Here is a 15,404-nt window from a genome sequence, read left to right as displayed (position 1 = left end):
TTCGCTGCACGGCCCCGGTGACGCGGACGGCGCGAGAACCCTCGGCTTCCGCAGCGGCGGCGGCGATGGCGGGTCAGGGCCGTCCCACGCCGGGGTCGCCGGGGTGGGGCTTCAGCGGCGTCACCGTCACGGCCATCCACCCGTGCAGTGGCATCGACTCGAGGACCCGCCGCAGTTCCGCCTCGTCCGCCGCGGCGAACAGCCCGATCGTGTGCCACTCCCCCGGCCCCTCCGGTGGCTTCCACAGCCGCAGGATGTGGCCCCGCGCCGCGAGTTCCCCGCTGCGCACGGCCTCGCGCCGCCGGGTGTCCGCCACCGTCTCGTCCGACGTGCCCGGCGGCACCGTCGTCCGCATGTCGACGAGGAACTCCATCGTCGTGCTCCCTTCAGAGCCGCGAGACCTGGTAGTGGGCGATCAGCCAAGCGTCGCCGACCCGGCGCACGATCACGCTGAGGTGCACCGAAAGCACCGGCCGGTCGGTGAACGCGAAGTCCACGCTCGAATACCCGAGGATCACGTCCTCGGCCAGGCGCCGGGTCTCCAGGATCCGGTACTCGGCCGTCATGCCCGGCGGCTGCGAGTCGTAGTACGCCGCCACACCGTCCCGGCCGACGCTGTACGGGTGCAGCCCCTGGAAGATCGCGTCCTCGGTGAAGGACGCCGCGACGCGCTCCGGGTCGTGCGCGTCGACCGCCGACTTCCAGGCGTCCAGCACTCCGGTGAGGATGTCCATGACGTCAGTGTCCCGCGCTCTGGCCGCCGTCGACGTGCAGGATCTCGCCGGTGACGAACGGCGCGCCCTCCAGGTAGACGACCGCGTCGACGATGTCGCCGATCTCGCCCATCCGGCCGACCGGGTGCAGGCTCGCGAGCGCGTCGTGCGTCGGCGCGGGGTGCATCGGGGTGCGGATGATGCCGGGCGACACGGCGTTCACGCGGACGCCCCGCGTCGCGTACTCGATCGCGAGGGACTTCGTGACCGCGTTCAGGCCGCCCTTGGTCAGCGACGCCAGCGCCGAGGGCACCGCGCTGTTGGCGTGGTCGGTCAGGCTGGTCGTGACGTTGACGACGTGGCCGCCGCCGACCTCCAGCATCGCGGCGATGGCGCGCTGGGTGACCTCGAAGAAGCCGCGCAGGTTGACGCCGGTCACGAGGTCGAAGTCGTCCGCCGTGTAGTCGGTGAACGGCTTGGCGACGAAGACGCCGGCGTTGTTGACCAGCGCGTCGACGCGGCCGAACGTCGCCAGCGCCCGGTCGATCACCGAGGCGCCGACGGCGGGGTCGGCGATGTCGCCCGCGACGGCCAGAATTCCGGCGTCGCCCGACGGGGTGATGGAGCGCGAGTTCGCGACCACGGCGTAGCCGAGCTTGCGGTACGCCTCGACCACGGCCGCGCCGATGCCCTGCGAGGCGCCGGTGACGACCGCGACCTTCTGGGTGTTCATGGTTTTCCTCCTGGTGGGTGTGCTTCCTGAGCCGAGGATGTGCCGCGCGGAACCGGGCCGCCACGACCGGTTCGCTCTCAGCTGGAAGGCCCGGGCTCCCACCGCACTAAGCTCCCGGTATGGAGCTACGCCAGCTTCGGTACTTCGTGGCCGTCGCCACAGAGCTGAACTTCGGCCGGGCCGCGGAGCGGCTGCGGATCGCCGGGCCTTCGCTGTCCCAGCAGATCAAGGCGCTCGAACGCGACCTCGGCGTCCGCCTCTTCGACCGCGACCGCCGCTCGGTGCGGCTCACCGAATGCGGCGAGTCGCTGCTGCCGCGGGTGCTCGCGTTGCTCGACCAGGCGGACGAACTGCGGCGCTCGGCCGCGGGGATCGCCGCGCGCGAGCCGGTGCGGCTGGGGTACGTCAACTGGCACCCCGCCGACCTGCTCGACCGCGTCGCGGGCGTCGCGCACCTGCACGTCGACACGTGGGTGCTGCCCTCGCACGCGCAGCTGCGGCGGGTCGCCGACCAGAGCATCGACCTGGCGATCTGCTGGGCGCTCACCGCCGACCTGGCCGAGCACGACCTCGAAGCCCGCCTGCTCGGCGCGGACCGCCTCCACGCGATCGGCACCGGGGCCGCCGAAGTGGCGGCGCGGGACGTCGTCGTGCTCGTCGACGCCGACACCGACAGCTGGGCGTCCTGGAACCGCTACGCCGAGGAGTTCGCGCGGGTCACCGGCGCCCAGGTCGTGCCCACCCACGACGGCGGCGTCACCGGCCCGGCGTTCTTCGACCACGTCCGCCGGCTGCGGCGCCCGGTCCTCAACTCCCCGAAGGGCCAGACGACGCCGGTCCCGCCCGACCTCGGGCGCCGTCCGGTCACCGGCCCGGCGCCGCTGTGGACGTGGTCGCTGGTGTCCCGCCGCGACGAGACCCGCGCTCCGGTACTGGCGACGATCGAGGCGCTGACCCGGGACGTCGGACCGCTGGACCTGGACGCCGGCTGGGTGCCCGCCGACGACCCGCACGCGGAGCTCAGCCGAACGCCCGCACCGCCACGGCCTGCCAGTCTTCCCACGTCTTCAGCCGCGCCCGGTACTCCTCGGTGACCGCGGCGAGGGACTTGCCGAGGAACATCCGCAGCGGCGGGTCGGCGGCGTCGACGAGCTCGAGGATCGCGGCCCGGGTGGCGTGCGGGTCGCCGACGTCCCAGTGCCCCTCCGGCACTGGCGGGTAGTCCGGGTTCGGGGTACTCCGGCGCGCGCCCACGGCCAGCCAGTCGGTGGCGTAGGGGCCGGGCTCCAGGTTGGTGACGTGGATGCCGAACTCGGCGACCTCCTGGGCCAGGGACTGGGAAAGCCCTTCCAGCGCCCACTTCGACGCGTGGTAGGCGCCGATGCCCGGGAACGCGACGACGCCGCCCTCGCTCGTGACCTGGATGACGTGCCCGCGGCGCTGCTCGCGCAGGATCGGCAGCGCCGCCTGGGTGACCCAGAGCGCGCCGAAGAAGTTCGTCTCCAGCTGGGCGCGGACGTCGGCTTCGCTCAGTTCTTCGACCCGGCCGAAGTGGCCGTAGCCGGCGTTGTTGACCACGACGTCCAGGCCGCCGAAGTGATCGGCGGCGCGCCGGACGGCGGCGAACGCGGCGTCGCGGTCGGTGACGTCGAGCTCGAGCGGGAGGACCGCGTCGCCGTACCGCCGCACGAGGTCGTCGAGCTGAGCGGGGGTGCGTGCGGTGGCGGCGACGCGGTCGCCGCGGTCGAGGGCGGCCTCGGCCCAGTGGCGGCCGAAGCCCTTCGAAGATCCTGTGATGAACCAAATCATGTCTTCCATGCTGCGCGGTACGAGGCATGAGCACCAGCGATGTCTTCGCACTGGCGCTGTGCGTATTGCTCATGGCTAAGCTGGCCGCATGGCAGAAGTGACGCTGACCGGCCTGCGGGTGATCCGCGAAGTGGCGGCCACGGGCTCGTTCACCGCGGCGGCCGCGTCCCTCGGTTACACGCAGTCCGCCATCTCGCGGCAGGTCGCGATGATGGAAGCCGCCGCGGGCACGGCGTTGTTCGAGCGGCACGCCCGCGGGGTGCGGCCGAGCCCGGCCGGGGCGCTCCTGGTCCGGCACGCCACCGCCGCGCTGGCCGTCGTCGACACCGCGGAGCAGGAGCTGGCCGGCCTGCGCGACCGGCTGGCGGGACGTCTGTCGATCGGCGCGTTCCCGGCCGCGGCGGCGGTCCTCGTCCCCCGCGCGATCGCCGTGCTGCGCACCCGGCACCCCGGGCTGGCCGTCACGCTCGAGGAAGCGGCGACCCCGGCGCTGCTCGCCCGGCTCCGCGGCGGGCGCACCGAGGTCGTCGTGATCGGGGTCGGCGCCGGGCTGCCCGGCTACGACCTCGCGGGCCTGCAGCAGGACGTCCTGGTCGAGGACGACCTGCGCGTCGCGGTCCCGGCCGGGCACCGGCTCGCCCACCGGCGGCGGGTGGACGTCGCCGACCTGCGCGACGAGACGTGGATCGCCGGCCGCGGCGGACGCGGAGAGCCCCAGTTCGGCGCTTGGCCGACCCTGGCCGAGCCGCGCATCGGCCACGCGGTCCGCAGCTGGACGACCCGTCTGGGCATGGTGGCGGCCGGGCTGGGCGTCGCGCTGCTCCCGGGCGTGGCGGCGGCCTCTGTACCGGCCGGTGTCGCGGTGGTCGCGGTCGAGGACCCGGCGTGGCGCGGCCGGGCGGCGGTCGTGGTCACCCGGCACGGACGTTCGGCGGGGGCCACCGCCGTCGTCGGCGCCCTCCGGGAGCAGGCCGCCGACCGGCCCGGCTGACCGGGGGAAGAAACCTGCCCACGCGGGACCGGCGGCCCCCGGGGACAATCGGGGCATGGAGCCCACCGGTCAGCCCAAGGAGCTCGGCGACTTCCTGAAGGCGCGCCGCGCGCAGCTGAGCCCGCGGGACGTCGGCCTGCCGGAACCCGCTTCGCCGCGCCGCGTGGCCGGGCTCCGCCGGGAGGAGGTCGCCGGGCTGGCCGCGATCAGCGTCGACTACCTGACGCGGCTCGAACAGGGGCGCGTGCAGGCGTCATCGTCGGTCCTCGCCACGCTGGCCCGCGCGCTCCGGCTCAGCGACGACCAGCAGTCCTATGTGTACGAACTGGCCGGCAAGCCCTTCCGCCGGCCGCGGCGCCGGGCGGGCGAGAAGCTGCGCCCCGCCATGAAGAGGCTCCTCGACCGGCTGGCGGAGACGCCCGCGATGGTGCTGGGCCGCCGGCTGGACGTGGTGGCGTGGAACGCAGCGGCGGCGGCGCTGTTCACCGACTTCGCCCGCTACCCGGCGAACCGCCGCAACTACGTGTACCTGCTCTTCGCGGACGCCTCGGTGCGCGCGCTCCACACCGACTGGGAAGAGGCGGCCCGCACGGCGGTGGCGGCCCTGCACCTGGAGGCCGCGCGCGACCCGGACGCGCCGGAGCTGGCCGAGCTCGTCGGCGAGCTTTCGGTGCACCACCCGGAGTTCCGCACGTGGTGGGCGGCCCACCACGTCACGAGCGCGGGCTACGGGGTGAAGCGCTACCGCCACCCGGTGGTCGGCGACCTGACCCTGGACTGCGACATGTGGGAAAGCCCCGACGGCAGCGGCCAGCGGCTGATGGTCCTGACGGCGGAACCGGGCTCGGCGGCGCACGAAGCGTTGCGCATCTTGGCTTCGTGGACCGCCGAGCCGGTCACCGGGTGAGGGCGACGTAGCCGTCGGCGAGCAGATTGCCGGTGTGGCTGCTCCAGAGCGTTCCCGAGGCGATGAACTTGTAGTGGCCGCTGACCCCGTCGATCTTGGGGGTCCAGCAGCGTCGCTGCCCCGGCAGCACTTCGCCGTTGCCGCCCGGGCTTTCGCACCGGAGGACGTTCTGGACGTTGCCGTCGCGGTAGCGGGCGATCTCCGCGTCGCCGTACTGGCTCACGGTCGGCGGGTTGTCCAGCAGGATGAACGCCCAGTACTGGTAGCCGCTGTCCCGGCACAGCTCGATCCGACCGACACTCGCCGAGTGGTTGCCCGGCGGCGAGTAGATCGGATCCGAGTCGACGAGGTAGCCGTAGCCGGAGCCGAACTGGCAGTGCGGTGCCGCCTGCGTCGACGCGGTCGCGGACGACACCGGCACCATCACCGCGGCCGCGGCGGCGAGACCCGCCGCGATCAACTTCCGGATCGTTCGCCGCGCTTCGCTCATCGAAATCCCCTTCGCAGTCCGGCTGGTGTCGCGGTCACCACGCCGGCCTCCGGGCCTCGGTTGAGCCCGGGACGGGGACATCACCCGGACGGACGATCGCCGGACCCGGGTGGCCCGGCGATCCGCGCGCGTGGGTCAGCTGCCGTGCACGTCGTACGTCATGTGGTAGTCCGCGCCCGCCAAGGCGTTGAAGAACGCCGTCAGCGTGCCGATTCCCGCCTGCGAGTCGGTGATCGTCACCGTGCCGAGGGTGTCGTCCTTGCCGCCGTCCTCGTCGATCAGCGTCACCTTCGCCGAACTCGTGAACGAGCGCAGCGTGTTGAGCGTGACGCTGTCGCCCTTGCCCAGCTTGTGCGGGCCCGAGACGGTGCCGCCGTTCACCTGCACGACGACCTCGTCCTTGCCGATCAGGTCGTCCTTCTTGACGCACTTCAGGGTCTTGATGTGCAACTCGGTCATTCGGGTTCCCTCCAGGACATTCTTCGGTTTCCTGAAGACAAAGGGACCCGCGCCCGCCCCCAGATACACGCTCAGCGGCGGACCAGCACCGCGGCCGCGACGATGCCCGCCACCACGACGGCCGCCAGCGCCAGCATGCTGATCCCCATGCCGTGCGCGAAGGCCGTGCGCGCGGCCGCCGCCAAGTGTTCGCCCGCCGGGCCTTCCGCCACCGCGAGCGCGCCCGCCAGCGAGCCTTCCGCCGCCTCGCGCGCGGGTGGCGCGAGTGCCGCCGTCGCCGAGCGGACCGAGTCCCGGTAGCCGGCGGCCAGCACACTGCCCACCAGCGCGATCCCCAGTGCCGCACCGACTTCGCGCGTCGCGTCGTTGACCGCCGACGCCACGCCGTACTGCGACGGCGGCACGTTGTCGAGGATCGCGCTCGTCGCCGCCGGGGCCGTCACCCCGATCCCCGCGCCCAGCACGCACACCGCGATCGCCAAGGCGGCATAACCGCTTCCCGCGTCCAGCTGTCCGATGAGGACCATCCCGGCGACGACGACGGCGAGGCCGGCGCACGTCACCGCCCCCAGCCCGAACCGGCGCACCAGCGGCGCCGAAGCCAGCGACAGCGGGAACAGCGTCACCGCGACGGGCCACAGCGCCAGTCCCGAGTCCAGCGCCGAATACCCCTGCACCAGCTGCAGGTACTGCGCCAGCGCGTAGAACATCCCGAACGCCGCGGTGAACTGCACGGTCACCGAAACCGACCCGGCCGCGAAGGCCGCGTTGCCGAACAGCCGGACGTCCAGCAGCGGGGACGCGTGCCGCAGCTCGTACCCGGTGAACAGCGCGCCCAGCACCAGCCCGCCCGCGATCGACCCGAGCACGGTTCCGTCGCCCCAGCCGAGATCGGCGACGCGCAGGATGCCGAACACCACCGCGCCGATCGCGAGGGCGCTGAGCACCGCGCCGACGACGTCGAACGCGTGCGGGTGGCGGTCGCGCGACGTCGGCACCGTCAGGCTCGCGGCCACCAGGACCACGGACAGCACCGCCGGCCCGAGGAACACCGAATGCCACGAGAAGTGCTCCAGCAGCACCCCGGCGAGCACCAGCCCGCCGAGCCCGCCGACGCCGGCCACCGCGGCCCAGGTCCCGATGGCCCGGCCGCGCCGCTCCGGCGAGAAGCTCGCGGTGATGATCGACAGCGTGGCCGGCATGATCATCGCCGCGCCGAGCCCGGTGACGGCCCGGGCCGCGATGATCCACGCCGACGTGTCCAGGAAGACCGGCGCGGCGCAGCCGGCGGCGAACACGAGCAGGCCGGCGACGAGCACGCCGCGGCGGCCGTGCCGGTCGCCCAGCGCGCCGGCCGGCAGCACCAGCGCGGCCAGCACCAGCGTGTAGACGTCGACGATCCAAGTCTGTTCGGCCTGGCTCGCGCCGGTGTCGGCGGCCAGCGCGGGCAGCGCCGCGTTCACGATCGTCACCATGGCGATCACCAGGCCGACCGCGGTGCACATCACGCCGACCGTCCACGCGCGGCGGCCGGTCGACAGCGCCACCTCGTCGGACTGCGCCCGCATGCACCCCACCCTTCGGTCTCCCCCGACGCTAGTTCCGGGTACCGAGACTGACGGCGGGGTCCGGTCTCGGTTCCCATCGCCGAGCGGATCGGGTAGTCGACGCCGACGAGGTGCGCGGTGTCCTTGGGAGGCGACCGTCAGTTCCACGGCGCCCAGCGTCAGTTCGCGTCCAGCCGACCGGTCGTCATTTCTTGTTCTCCTTGTTCGTGCCGGCGAAAAGGCGCTCGAACGGTTTGGTCAGCGTCGACAAGACCGACATACCCTTGAAGAACATGATCATCTTCCTCGGGCGGCCGTCGACGAACATCAGGTCGAGACCCTTCTGCGACGCCGCGGCCGCTTTGGCGCCGCGCGGGAACATCGTGTTCTCGTAGCGGGTGAGTGCGGTTTCGACGTCGGGACTGCCGAGGATCTCCCGGGCCAGGTCGGCGCCGTCGATCAGCGCGATGTTGGCGCCTTCGCCCGCGAACGGCGACATGAGGTGCGCGGCGTCGCCGACCAGGGTCACGCCGGGAACCCGCTCCCAGGTGAGACCGGTCGGCAGCGCGTAGATCGGCCGGGGCCAGAGGGCGCCGTCATCGCACTCGCGGATCAGGTCGGTCAGGGCCGGGGCCCAGTCGGGGAACTCGCGCAGCAGCCCCGCACGAACGGATTCCGGTTCGCGCCACTCGATACCGCTGTCGGCGACCCAGTTCTCGGGGACGCGCAGGCCGCAGCCGAACGCGATGGTGTTCCCGCCGTGCCCGCCGATGTACCTGTTGTCCGACAGCGCGAAGAAGTTCCCCCGGCCGGTGAGCGCGAGCGCGTCCGGGTGTTCGGCCACCGCGTCGGTCAGGCGCATCTCGACCAGGGTGATCCCGGTGTAGCCGGGCTTCTCCGGAGTCAGCAGGGGCCGGATCCTCGACCACGCGCCGTCCGCGCCGACGACGAGATCGGCGCGGAGCGCGGAGCCGTCCGCGAACTCGAGTACGTGTCCCGCCGTGACGGGCCGCGCGGCGACGACCTTGCGCCCCCAGTCGATCGTGCCCGGCTTCAGCGACTCGACGAGCAGCTGCCGCAGTTCCGTCCGGTCGATTTCCGGCCGGCCACGGCCGCCGGCCGGTTCGCGCGTGTCGATGTGCACCCGCCCGGTCTTGTCGAGCAGGCGCATATCCTCGCCGCCGACGTGCGTACGAGCGCGGAACTCCTCGTAAAGGCCGGCTTCCTCGAGCGCGATCTGCCCACTGTCCTCGTGAATGTCGAGCGAGCCGCCCTGCTGCCGGGAATCCGGTGTGGCGTCCGCTTCGTAGACGGTGACGGGTATTCCGTTCCGCTGGAGGATCCGGGCGCAGACGAGACCGCTCAGGCCCGCGCCCACGATGGCGATAGTGCGGGTGGACATGCTGATTCACCCCTTCCTGATGGAGAGCGTTTCCGTGGCGGGCACCGCGGCGGCCACCTGACGAACGGTATTCGTGACGAACCCTGTTCGTCAAGTTGACGAACAGGGTTCGCGACGAATAGCGTTTGCCGGTGCCCCCGCGTGATCCCTTCGGCGCCCCAGAGGTCCAGAGCCGCCGCACCCGACCGGCGAAACCGCCGCTGAGCCGCGACGCGATCGTCGAGGAGGCGCTGCGTCAGATCACCGCGGAAGACGGCGGGGCCATGAGCCTCCGCAAGATCGCGAAGGTCCTCGACACGGGCCCGGCCTCGCTCTACGCCTACGTCAACGACCTGACCGAACTCCAGGCGCTCGTGCTCGACCGCGCGCTGGAAGCCGTCGAGGTCGGCGGGGCCGCGGGCTCATGGCGCGACCGGCTCGAAGCGCTCCTCCGCTCCTACGCCGAAGTCCTGCTGGGCAGCCCGGCTGTCGCCCTGATGGCCTTCCGGACCACCGCCGTGGGACCCAACGCACTGCGCATCGCCGAAGCCCTTCTGGAAATCCTCGCGGAAGCCGGCGTCGACCAGGCGAATGCGGCCTGGGCCATCGACATGCTGACCATGTTCGTCACCGCGGTCGCCGCCGAACACGCACACGGCTCGGACCCGGCCGCACCGGACGGCCCCGTCGCCCAGGCGATCAACCGCGCTCCGGCGAACGAGTACCCCCGCGTCCACGCCGCGCGGACCGAGATCATGTCCGGCACCGGCGAGCAGAGGTTCGCCTGGTCGCTCGACGTCCTCATCCGCGGCATCCTCTCGCGCGCGCGGCTCTGAGCGAGCCGACGACCACGGGTTCGACCGCGCGGGCTTGGTGTTTCACCAGCCGGCGGGACGAAGGTGAGGAAGCGGTTTCGGACACGTCAGGCCGAGTCGGACGGCCAGGTCCGCGGCGGCCTGCCGGTGTTTTCGGGCCTCTCCGGGATTGTCACCCGCGTAGGTACGGGCGAGTTCGTCATGCGCCTGAGCCTGTTCGCGGAGGTGACCACCGCGCACCGCGACGGCGAGGGCGAGCTCGTGCTGCCGAACAGCTTCGGTCCCGTTCCCCAGATCAGCGAGCGTGCGGCCGAGTTCGAGGCGGGCGTAAACCCGCAGCCGAGAGCCGTCGTCGAGCAGGATCATGGCCGTCCGCTGGGATTTCAGGGCACGGCCGGCATCTCCCATCGCGCGGTGCGCTGTTCCGATGAGAGTCAGCGCTTCCGCTTCCCCGGCCCGGTCCCCGATCCGCCGGCGAAGTTCGCGGGCCCGGCGAAGGTGGTCGAGGGCTTCGTCGGCGGCGCTCAGCTCGATGAGACATCGCGCCAGCGCCGTGAGCACGTGGTCGTTGGGGCTGAGCTGGCCCAGGTCGCCGCAGAGCGCGTAGGCCGTCCGCAGGTGGGCCAGTGCCGTCTCGGGCGAGCCTTCCAGCCACCGGACGACGCCCCGGGTCCAGTGCGTGATGATCTTGGCGTCGATGCCGAGCGGGGACAGCTCGGCCAGCTCCGCGAGCTCGTCGAAGGCCGCCTGCGCGTGCTGCGCGGCTTGGGTGTGCGCGCCTCGGTGCAGGTGCATCAACGCGAGCAGGGCGAGGGTGTGCGCGTGCGATTCGGTGTGCGCGCGCTGCATGGCCGACGTGGTCAGCAGGTCGTAGGCGCGGGCGGTGTGGCCGGCGGACCAGTGGGCCAGCGCCAGCAACGTGCGCAGCAGGTCCTCGCCGCCCTCGGCCGTCTCTCGCGCGGCCGCCAGGCCGTGCTCGAGCAGTTCGATCGAGTCACCGGCGAGGTCGCGACCCAGGACGTGCCAGAGGGAGATCGCCAGCTGCCACGCATAGCCGCCTTGCCCTTCGGCCGCGGCGCAGCGGGTCGCCGCCAGGACGTTGGCGCGCTCGGCCATCAGCCAGGCCCGCGCGGCCCCCGTCCCCGGGCCGTTCTCCTCGATGCAGGCCGCTGCCTCCGTGATGGCCGTCAGGTAGTGGTCGAGCATCTTCTCGGTCATGCGCGGGTCGTCCGACATGCCGCGGGCGAACTGCCGCAGCAAGTCGTGTTGCCGGTACCGGCCGGGTGCCGGTTCCTCGGCCAGGTGGACGTCGACCAGCCGCTGCAGGGCTTCGTCGGCCCGTCCGTCCGGCACTCCGATCATCGCCGCCAGGACGGCGGTGTCCGCGTCGGCGCCGGGGTGCCGGCCCAGTGCGGCGAAGAGCTGCTGGTCGATCGGGGACAGCTGCTCGTGCGACATGCGGAACGCCAGTGCCACCTCGCGGTCGGTGAACAGCTTCGGCAGCCGGCGGCGCGCGCGGGCCAGCTGCGCGGACAGGTGCGCGATCGGCCAGGTCGTGCGGTGCGCCAGCCTTGCTCCGGACAGCCGGAGCGCGAGCGGCAGGCCGGCGCACAGCCGGACGATCTGCGCCACGGCCTCAGGCTCGGCGCTCGCGCGGTCGGCGCCCACCAAGTGCGTGAAGAACGCCTCGGCCTCGGCCTCCGCCAAAACGGTCAGGGACAGCGGCCGCGCACCGTCCAGCTCCAGCAGTCTCGCGCGGCTCGTCACGATCACCAGGCTGGGCCCGGTCGGCAGCAGTGGCACCACCTGCGTCTCGTCGACAGCGTTGTCGAAAACGACCAGGAGCCGCAGCGCCGCGGTCTTCGCCCGCCACTGTGCCCGGACGTCCCCGCCCGGTGTGACTCCGAGCTGTCCGAGGAGGACGTTCAGGATCTCTTCGACGGTCAGCGGCGTCTTCCCCGCACTGTGCCCCTGCAGATCGACGAAGAGAGCACCGTCCGGGAACCGCTCGGCCAGCAGGTGACCGGCGTGGACAGCGAACGCGGTCTTGCCCACGCCCGCCATCCCGTCCACGGTGTGAACGGTGGCCCGGTCGTCCGCCGACACCGTCAACCTGGCGAGCTCGTCGTTTCGCCCCGCGAAGTACGGGAGATCGCGCGGAAGGAAATTGCGCTGCGCAGCGGGAATGTCCGCGGGCAGCGGCCGGATTTCCTTCGCGGGGGTCGAGCCGAGCGCGGGGTCCGCGCGCAGGATCCGGGCGTGGACGCGTTGCAGACCGTGCCCGGGACTGGCGCCGAGCTCATCGGCCAGCAGCCGCCGGATCTCGTCGAAGACGGCGAGGGCATCCCCTTGGCGGCCACTGCGGTAGAGCGCGACCATCAGCAGCTCACGCGCGCGTTCGCGGTACGGGTGCTCGGCCGCGAGCCGGGACAGCTCGGGGATCGCCGGTGCGTGCTCCCCGCGCAGCAGATCGAGCTCGGCGAGGTCTTCCAGCGCGCCGGCGCGGTAGTCGTCCAGCCGGGCCCGTTCGGTGGCTGCCGCGGGGGTGTCGATGCCGGCGAAGGCAGGTCCGCGCCACAGCGCCATCGCGCCGGCGAGGTGCTGCCTGGCCGCGGCCAGGTCACCGTCGCTCTTCTTCTCCCGCGCCCGCACGAGCCCGGAGGTGAACTGGACGCTGTCGAGCTGGTCGGCGGCCACGCGCAGCAGGTACCCGGTGCCCACGGTCTGCAGCGAGCCGTCGTCCAGCGCCAGGGACCGGCGCACGTCGCCGACGTACTTCTGGACGAGGTTCACCGCGCTTCTCGGCGGATTCCCGCCCCAGACGCCCTCGATGATCTCCTCGCGCTCCACCCGATGGTTCGCGTGCAGCAGCAGTATCCCGAGCACTCGGAGGCACTTGCCGGACCCCATCTCGACCGCGTCCGTCCCACGCCAGCCGGCGACGGGTCCGAGTACACCGAACCGAACATCGGGCATGCCAACGCCCCCCTCCCTGGCTGGATCGTACCTCCGACCAGCTACTTTCCGTAAGACTGCAGTGCGGCTGCAGCGACCACTGCGAGGCTTCCGTCGTCAAGGAACACGTGGTGACGAGAGGGAGATCCAGATGGGAACCAGCACGAAGGTGCGCCGCTCCGGCGGCTCGAGGACAGCCAGGCTGGTGGCCGTGGCCGGCGCCGTCGTCGGGTTGGCGATACCCCTGGCCGGCACGGCCCACGCGGGCACCGCGCGCAACGGCATCTGCGAGTCCGGAGAGTTCTGCCTGTTCTACTACCCGACGGGCGTGTCCGGCGGGGCGGTGTCCGACTTCGCCGTCGGCGACATTCCCAACCTCGGTCCGAACCAGCCGTCCTGCTACGAGTTCCGTGGAAGCGGAACCGGCAGCGGGCTGTGCGTCTGGCAAAACGCCAGGTCGGCGCGAAACCTCACGGACCACAACGTCCGGGTGTTCACCAACGTCAACTACAAGAGCACCTCGGACCTGTTCACCGCCAACGGGCAGCAATCGGATCTGTACCAGGCGAAATTTCTCGATGAGTCCATCAAATTCGTGAGTTGACGCAGAGTCGCGGTGTCGCGCTCGAGGTCGTCACCGGGCCCATGCCGGGAAATCCGGTACCCGCCCGGCATGGGCTCGCGTGTGTGGTTCGGGTGGTCAGCGCAGCCGGTTCAGGTGCGCAGGAGGTCCAGTGTGCGGCTCCGGTCGTTGAGGGGAACGACGATCAAGTCGGTCACCCCGGCGTCCTGATAGCGCTTCACCGCGTCGGTCACGGTTGTCTCGTCGCCGATGACCAGCGTGTCGGCGGGGCCGGCGAGTCCCGCGCGGTCGAGTGATGCGCGGTACGCGGGCATCCGGCCGACCGCGGCGAGCTGTCCGGCGAAGTCGCCGCGGGCGCGGTCGGGGTCCGGGCTGAGCAGGGTGACGGCCTGGGCCACGATGCGCGCGCCGGGGGCCGCGCGCGGGGCGATGTGCTCGGCCACCATGTCCGGCGTGACCCAGGCGGCGGCCACCCCGTCGGCGAGGTCGTGGGCCAGCTCGAGCATGCGTGGACCGAGCGCCGACAGCAGGAGGGCGGGTGCCGGGGCGGTGATCTCGAGACGGGTGTCGACGGTGAAGAACTCGCCGTCGAACCGCACGGGTTCGCCGCGCAGCAGGGGGCGCAGCACGGTGAGGTATTCGCGGGTGTGCCGCAACGGGGAGGTGTACGGGAGACCGAGCTGGTCTTGGACGTACCAGGCGTGGCTGGGGCCGACGCCCAGGGTGAGACCGCCGGCGGCGGCCTGGACGGTCAGTGCTTCGGTCGCGGTGGTCACGGGGTGGCGGGGGTAGGTGGCGACGATGGCCGTGCCGACCTCGGCCGGCCGGCGGCGCAGGGAGGCCAGCAGGGTCAGGGGGTCCCACCCGCCGGGGTTTTGGTTGGTCCAGAAGCTGTCGAGGCCGCGGTCGGCGGCGTCGGCCGCCGCGGCCACCACCTCGGACGGGGACGGGGGACTGATCAAGCCGGTGCCGATGTGCATGCCTCCATCCCAGCCGGAGGCGCCCGGCGGAACCAGACCCACCTAGACTGCTCAGCGATCACTTTTTGTCATCGTGGCGGTGCTGGGGAGGGGCCGTGGAACTGCGCGCGCTGCGGTACTTCGTGACCGTTGCCGAGGAGCTGCACTTCGGCCGGGCCGCCGAGCGGCTCGACATCGTGCAGCCGGCGGTGAGCCACCAGATCGCGCGGCTCGAACGGGACCTCGGCATCCGGCTGTTCGACCGCTCGCCGCGGCACGTCCGGCTCACCCCGGCCGGTGTACGCGTCCTGGAGGCCGCCCGGGAGACGCTCGCCGCCGCGGCGCGCGTGCGCGTGGTCGCCGGAGAACCCGCCGCCCACCTGCGGATCGGTGTCGCGCCAGGCCTGACCGCGCGGCTGGAACGCGCCGCGGAGCTCCTGCTCGACGAGGTCCGGCCCGCTCAGGTGTCGCTCGTGGACCTGCCGGTTCCCGCCCGGCTCGCGGCGGTCCGGGGCGGCGAGCTGGACCTGGCGCTGGTGCGGGGTCAGGTGGAGGCGGACGGCGTCCGGGTGGTGCGCGCGTGGTCCGAGTCGCTGCTGGCCGTGGTGTCCGACGAGCACCCGGCGGCCGGCCTGCCGGCGGTGTCGTTGACCAACCTGGACCGAGCCGACCTGCGCCTGCCCGCCCGTGAGGAGGATCCGGCGTCGCACGACGCGGTCACCTCGGCCCTGCACCGGGCCGGCCCGGGGGCGACGGGACGGTCGGGCGGCTCGGTCCTCACCGTCCTCATCGAGATCGGCGGCGGGCACGGGTCCTGGACGCTGCTGACGGCGGAACAACTGGCCGGGTTCGCCGCGCGCCGGGTCCGCGCGGTGCCGCTCGACCCGCCGCTGAGCATCGACGGGCACATCGTCGCGTCGCTGCGAACTCCGGAGGTCTGCGTGTCTTCGTTCGTCCGGGCGTTCACCGACAGCCCGGACACCGAGATGGCCTAGTGCTCGCGGACAGCTTCGCCATCGGAGTGTTCCTTTTTGAGTCTTCTTGAGCGATAGTGGTCGAGTC

Annotated in this window: 16 protein-coding genes; 6 read left to right on the top strand and 10 right to left on the bottom strand. The window is 72.3% G+C overall.

Translation table 11 applies throughout. From position 1 onward, the window contains the following. Window positions 1–73: 73 nt before the first annotated feature. From AA23TX_RS14000 to AA23TX_RS13990, 3 genes are read right to left on the bottom strand one after another with little or no spacing between them, the layout of a single operon-like run. The gene (locus AA23TX_RS14000) at window positions 74–373 is read right to left on the bottom strand and encodes a muconolactone Delta-isomerase family protein (RefSeq protein WP_155542958.1); all 300 of its coding nucleotides are present in this window, start codon (window positions 371–373) and stop codon (window positions 74–76) included. Between the two features lie 13 nt (window positions 374–386). Then, window positions 387–734 (bottom strand): SgcJ/EcaC family oxidoreductase, encoded by a 348-nt coding sequence (locus tag AA23TX_RS13995; RefSeq protein ID WP_155542957.1) that lies wholly within the window; start codon window positions 732–734, stop codon window positions 387–389. A gap of 4 nt (window positions 735–738) precedes the next feature. Further along, complete coding sequence (locus AA23TX_RS13990; RefSeq protein WP_155542956.1) at window positions 739–1,446, bottom strand: SDR family NAD(P)-dependent oxidoreductase; 708 nt, start codon at window positions 1,444–1,446, stop codon at window positions 739–741. A 119-nt stretch (window positions 1,447–1,565) separates the two neighbouring features. Between AA23TX_RS13990 and AA23TX_RS13985 the strand changes: the two genes are divergently transcribed. Then, entirely contained in the window at window positions 1,566–2,540 is a 975-nt protein-coding gene (locus AA23TX_RS13985) for a LysR family transcriptional regulator (protein ID WP_155542955.1), read from the top strand. Here AA23TX_RS13985 and AA23TX_RS13980 read toward each other — a convergent pair. Beyond that, a complete protein-coding gene (locus AA23TX_RS13980) occupies window positions 2,467–3,264 on the bottom strand; it encodes an SDR family NAD(P)-dependent oxidoreductase (protein ID WP_155542954.1) in 798 nt (265 codons plus the stop codon). The genes AA23TX_RS13985 and AA23TX_RS13980 overlap by 74 nt on opposite strands. A 79-nt stretch (window positions 3,265–3,343) precedes the next feature. Between AA23TX_RS13980 and AA23TX_RS13975 the strand changes: the two genes are divergently transcribed. After that, window positions 3,344–4,246: a LysR family transcriptional regulator gene (locus tag AA23TX_RS13975; protein WP_155542953.1), complete on the top strand. Its 903-nt coding sequence runs from the start codon at window positions 3,344–3,346 to the stop codon at window positions 4,244–4,246. 55 nt (window positions 4,247–4,301) lie between these two features. Beyond that, a complete protein-coding gene (locus AA23TX_RS13970) occupies window positions 4,302–5,153 on the top strand; it encodes a helix-turn-helix domain-containing protein (protein ID WP_155542952.1) in 852 nt (283 codons plus the stop codon). On the opposite strand, the gene AA23TX_RS13965 is transcribed toward AA23TX_RS13970, so the two are convergent. The 4 genes from AA23TX_RS13965 to AA23TX_RS13950 form a co-directional block, all read right to left on the bottom strand. Continuing rightward, window positions 5,143–5,643, bottom strand: a complete 501-nt coding sequence (locus AA23TX_RS13965; protein ID WP_155542951.1) for a hypothetical protein — start codon at window positions 5,641–5,643, stop codon at window positions 5,143–5,145. The genes AA23TX_RS13970 and AA23TX_RS13965 overlap by 11 nt on opposite strands. Before the next feature lie 135 nt (window positions 5,644–5,778). Further along, window positions 5,779–6,102, bottom strand: coding sequence for a hypothetical protein (locus tag AA23TX_RS13960; RefSeq protein WP_155542950.1), 324 nt, complete (start codon window positions 6,100–6,102; stop codon window positions 5,779–5,781). A gap of 71 nt (window positions 6,103–6,173) precedes the next feature. Beyond that, complete coding sequence (locus tag AA23TX_RS13955) at window positions 6,174–7,670, bottom strand: MFS transporter (protein ID WP_155542949.1); 1,497 nt, start codon at window positions 7,668–7,670, stop codon at window positions 6,174–6,176. A gap of 184 nt (window positions 7,671–7,854) precedes the next feature. Further along, a complete protein-coding gene (locus tag AA23TX_RS13950; RefSeq protein WP_155542948.1) occupies window positions 7,855–9,051 on the bottom strand; it encodes an FAD-dependent oxidoreductase in 1,197 nt (398 codons plus the stop codon). 131 nt (window positions 9,052–9,182) lie between these two features. Here AA23TX_RS13950 and AA23TX_RS13945 point away from each other — a divergent pair, with 131 nt between their 5' ends. Continuing rightward, window positions 9,183–9,866: a TetR/AcrR family transcriptional regulator gene (locus tag AA23TX_RS13945; protein WP_155542947.1), complete on the top strand. Its 684-nt coding sequence runs from the start codon at window positions 9,183–9,185 to the stop codon at window positions 9,864–9,866. A gap of 42 nt (window positions 9,867–9,908) precedes the next feature. Here the strand turns inward: AA23TX_RS13945 and AA23TX_RS13940 are convergent, their stop codons facing one another. After that, window positions 9,909–12,821 (bottom strand): AfsR/SARP family transcriptional regulator, encoded by a 2,913-nt coding sequence (locus AA23TX_RS13940; protein WP_155542946.1) that lies wholly within the window; start codon window positions 12,819–12,821, stop codon window positions 9,909–9,911. A gap of 130 nt (window positions 12,822–12,951) precedes the next feature. Between AA23TX_RS13940 and AA23TX_RS13935 the strand changes: the two genes are divergently transcribed. After that, window positions 12,952–13,404 (top strand): peptidase inhibitor family I36 protein, encoded by a 453-nt coding sequence (locus AA23TX_RS13935; RefSeq protein WP_155542945.1) that lies wholly within the window; start codon window positions 12,952–12,954, stop codon window positions 13,402–13,404. A 110-nt stretch (window positions 13,405–13,514) separates the two neighbouring features. Here AA23TX_RS13935 and AA23TX_RS13930 read toward each other — a convergent pair whose 3' ends face one another. Then, entirely contained in the window at window positions 13,515–14,363 is an 849-nt protein-coding gene (locus AA23TX_RS13930; RefSeq protein ID WP_155542944.1) for an LLM class flavin-dependent oxidoreductase, read from the bottom strand. Between the two features lie 95 nt (window positions 14,364–14,458). Here AA23TX_RS13930 and AA23TX_RS13925 point away from each other — a divergent pair, with 95 nt between their 5' ends. After that, entirely contained in the window at window positions 14,459–15,337 is an 879-nt protein-coding gene (locus tag AA23TX_RS13925; protein ID WP_155542943.1) for a LysR family transcriptional regulator, read from the top strand. The last annotated feature ends 67 nt before the right edge of the window (window positions 15,338–15,404 follow it).

The organism is Amycolatopsis camponoti (genome assembly GCF_902497555.1).
Lineage (GTDB): Bacteria > Actinomycetota > Actinomycetes > Mycobacteriales > Pseudonocardiaceae > Amycolatopsis > Amycolatopsis camponoti.
This window is presented reverse-complemented; position numbering and strand designations above follow the sequence as displayed.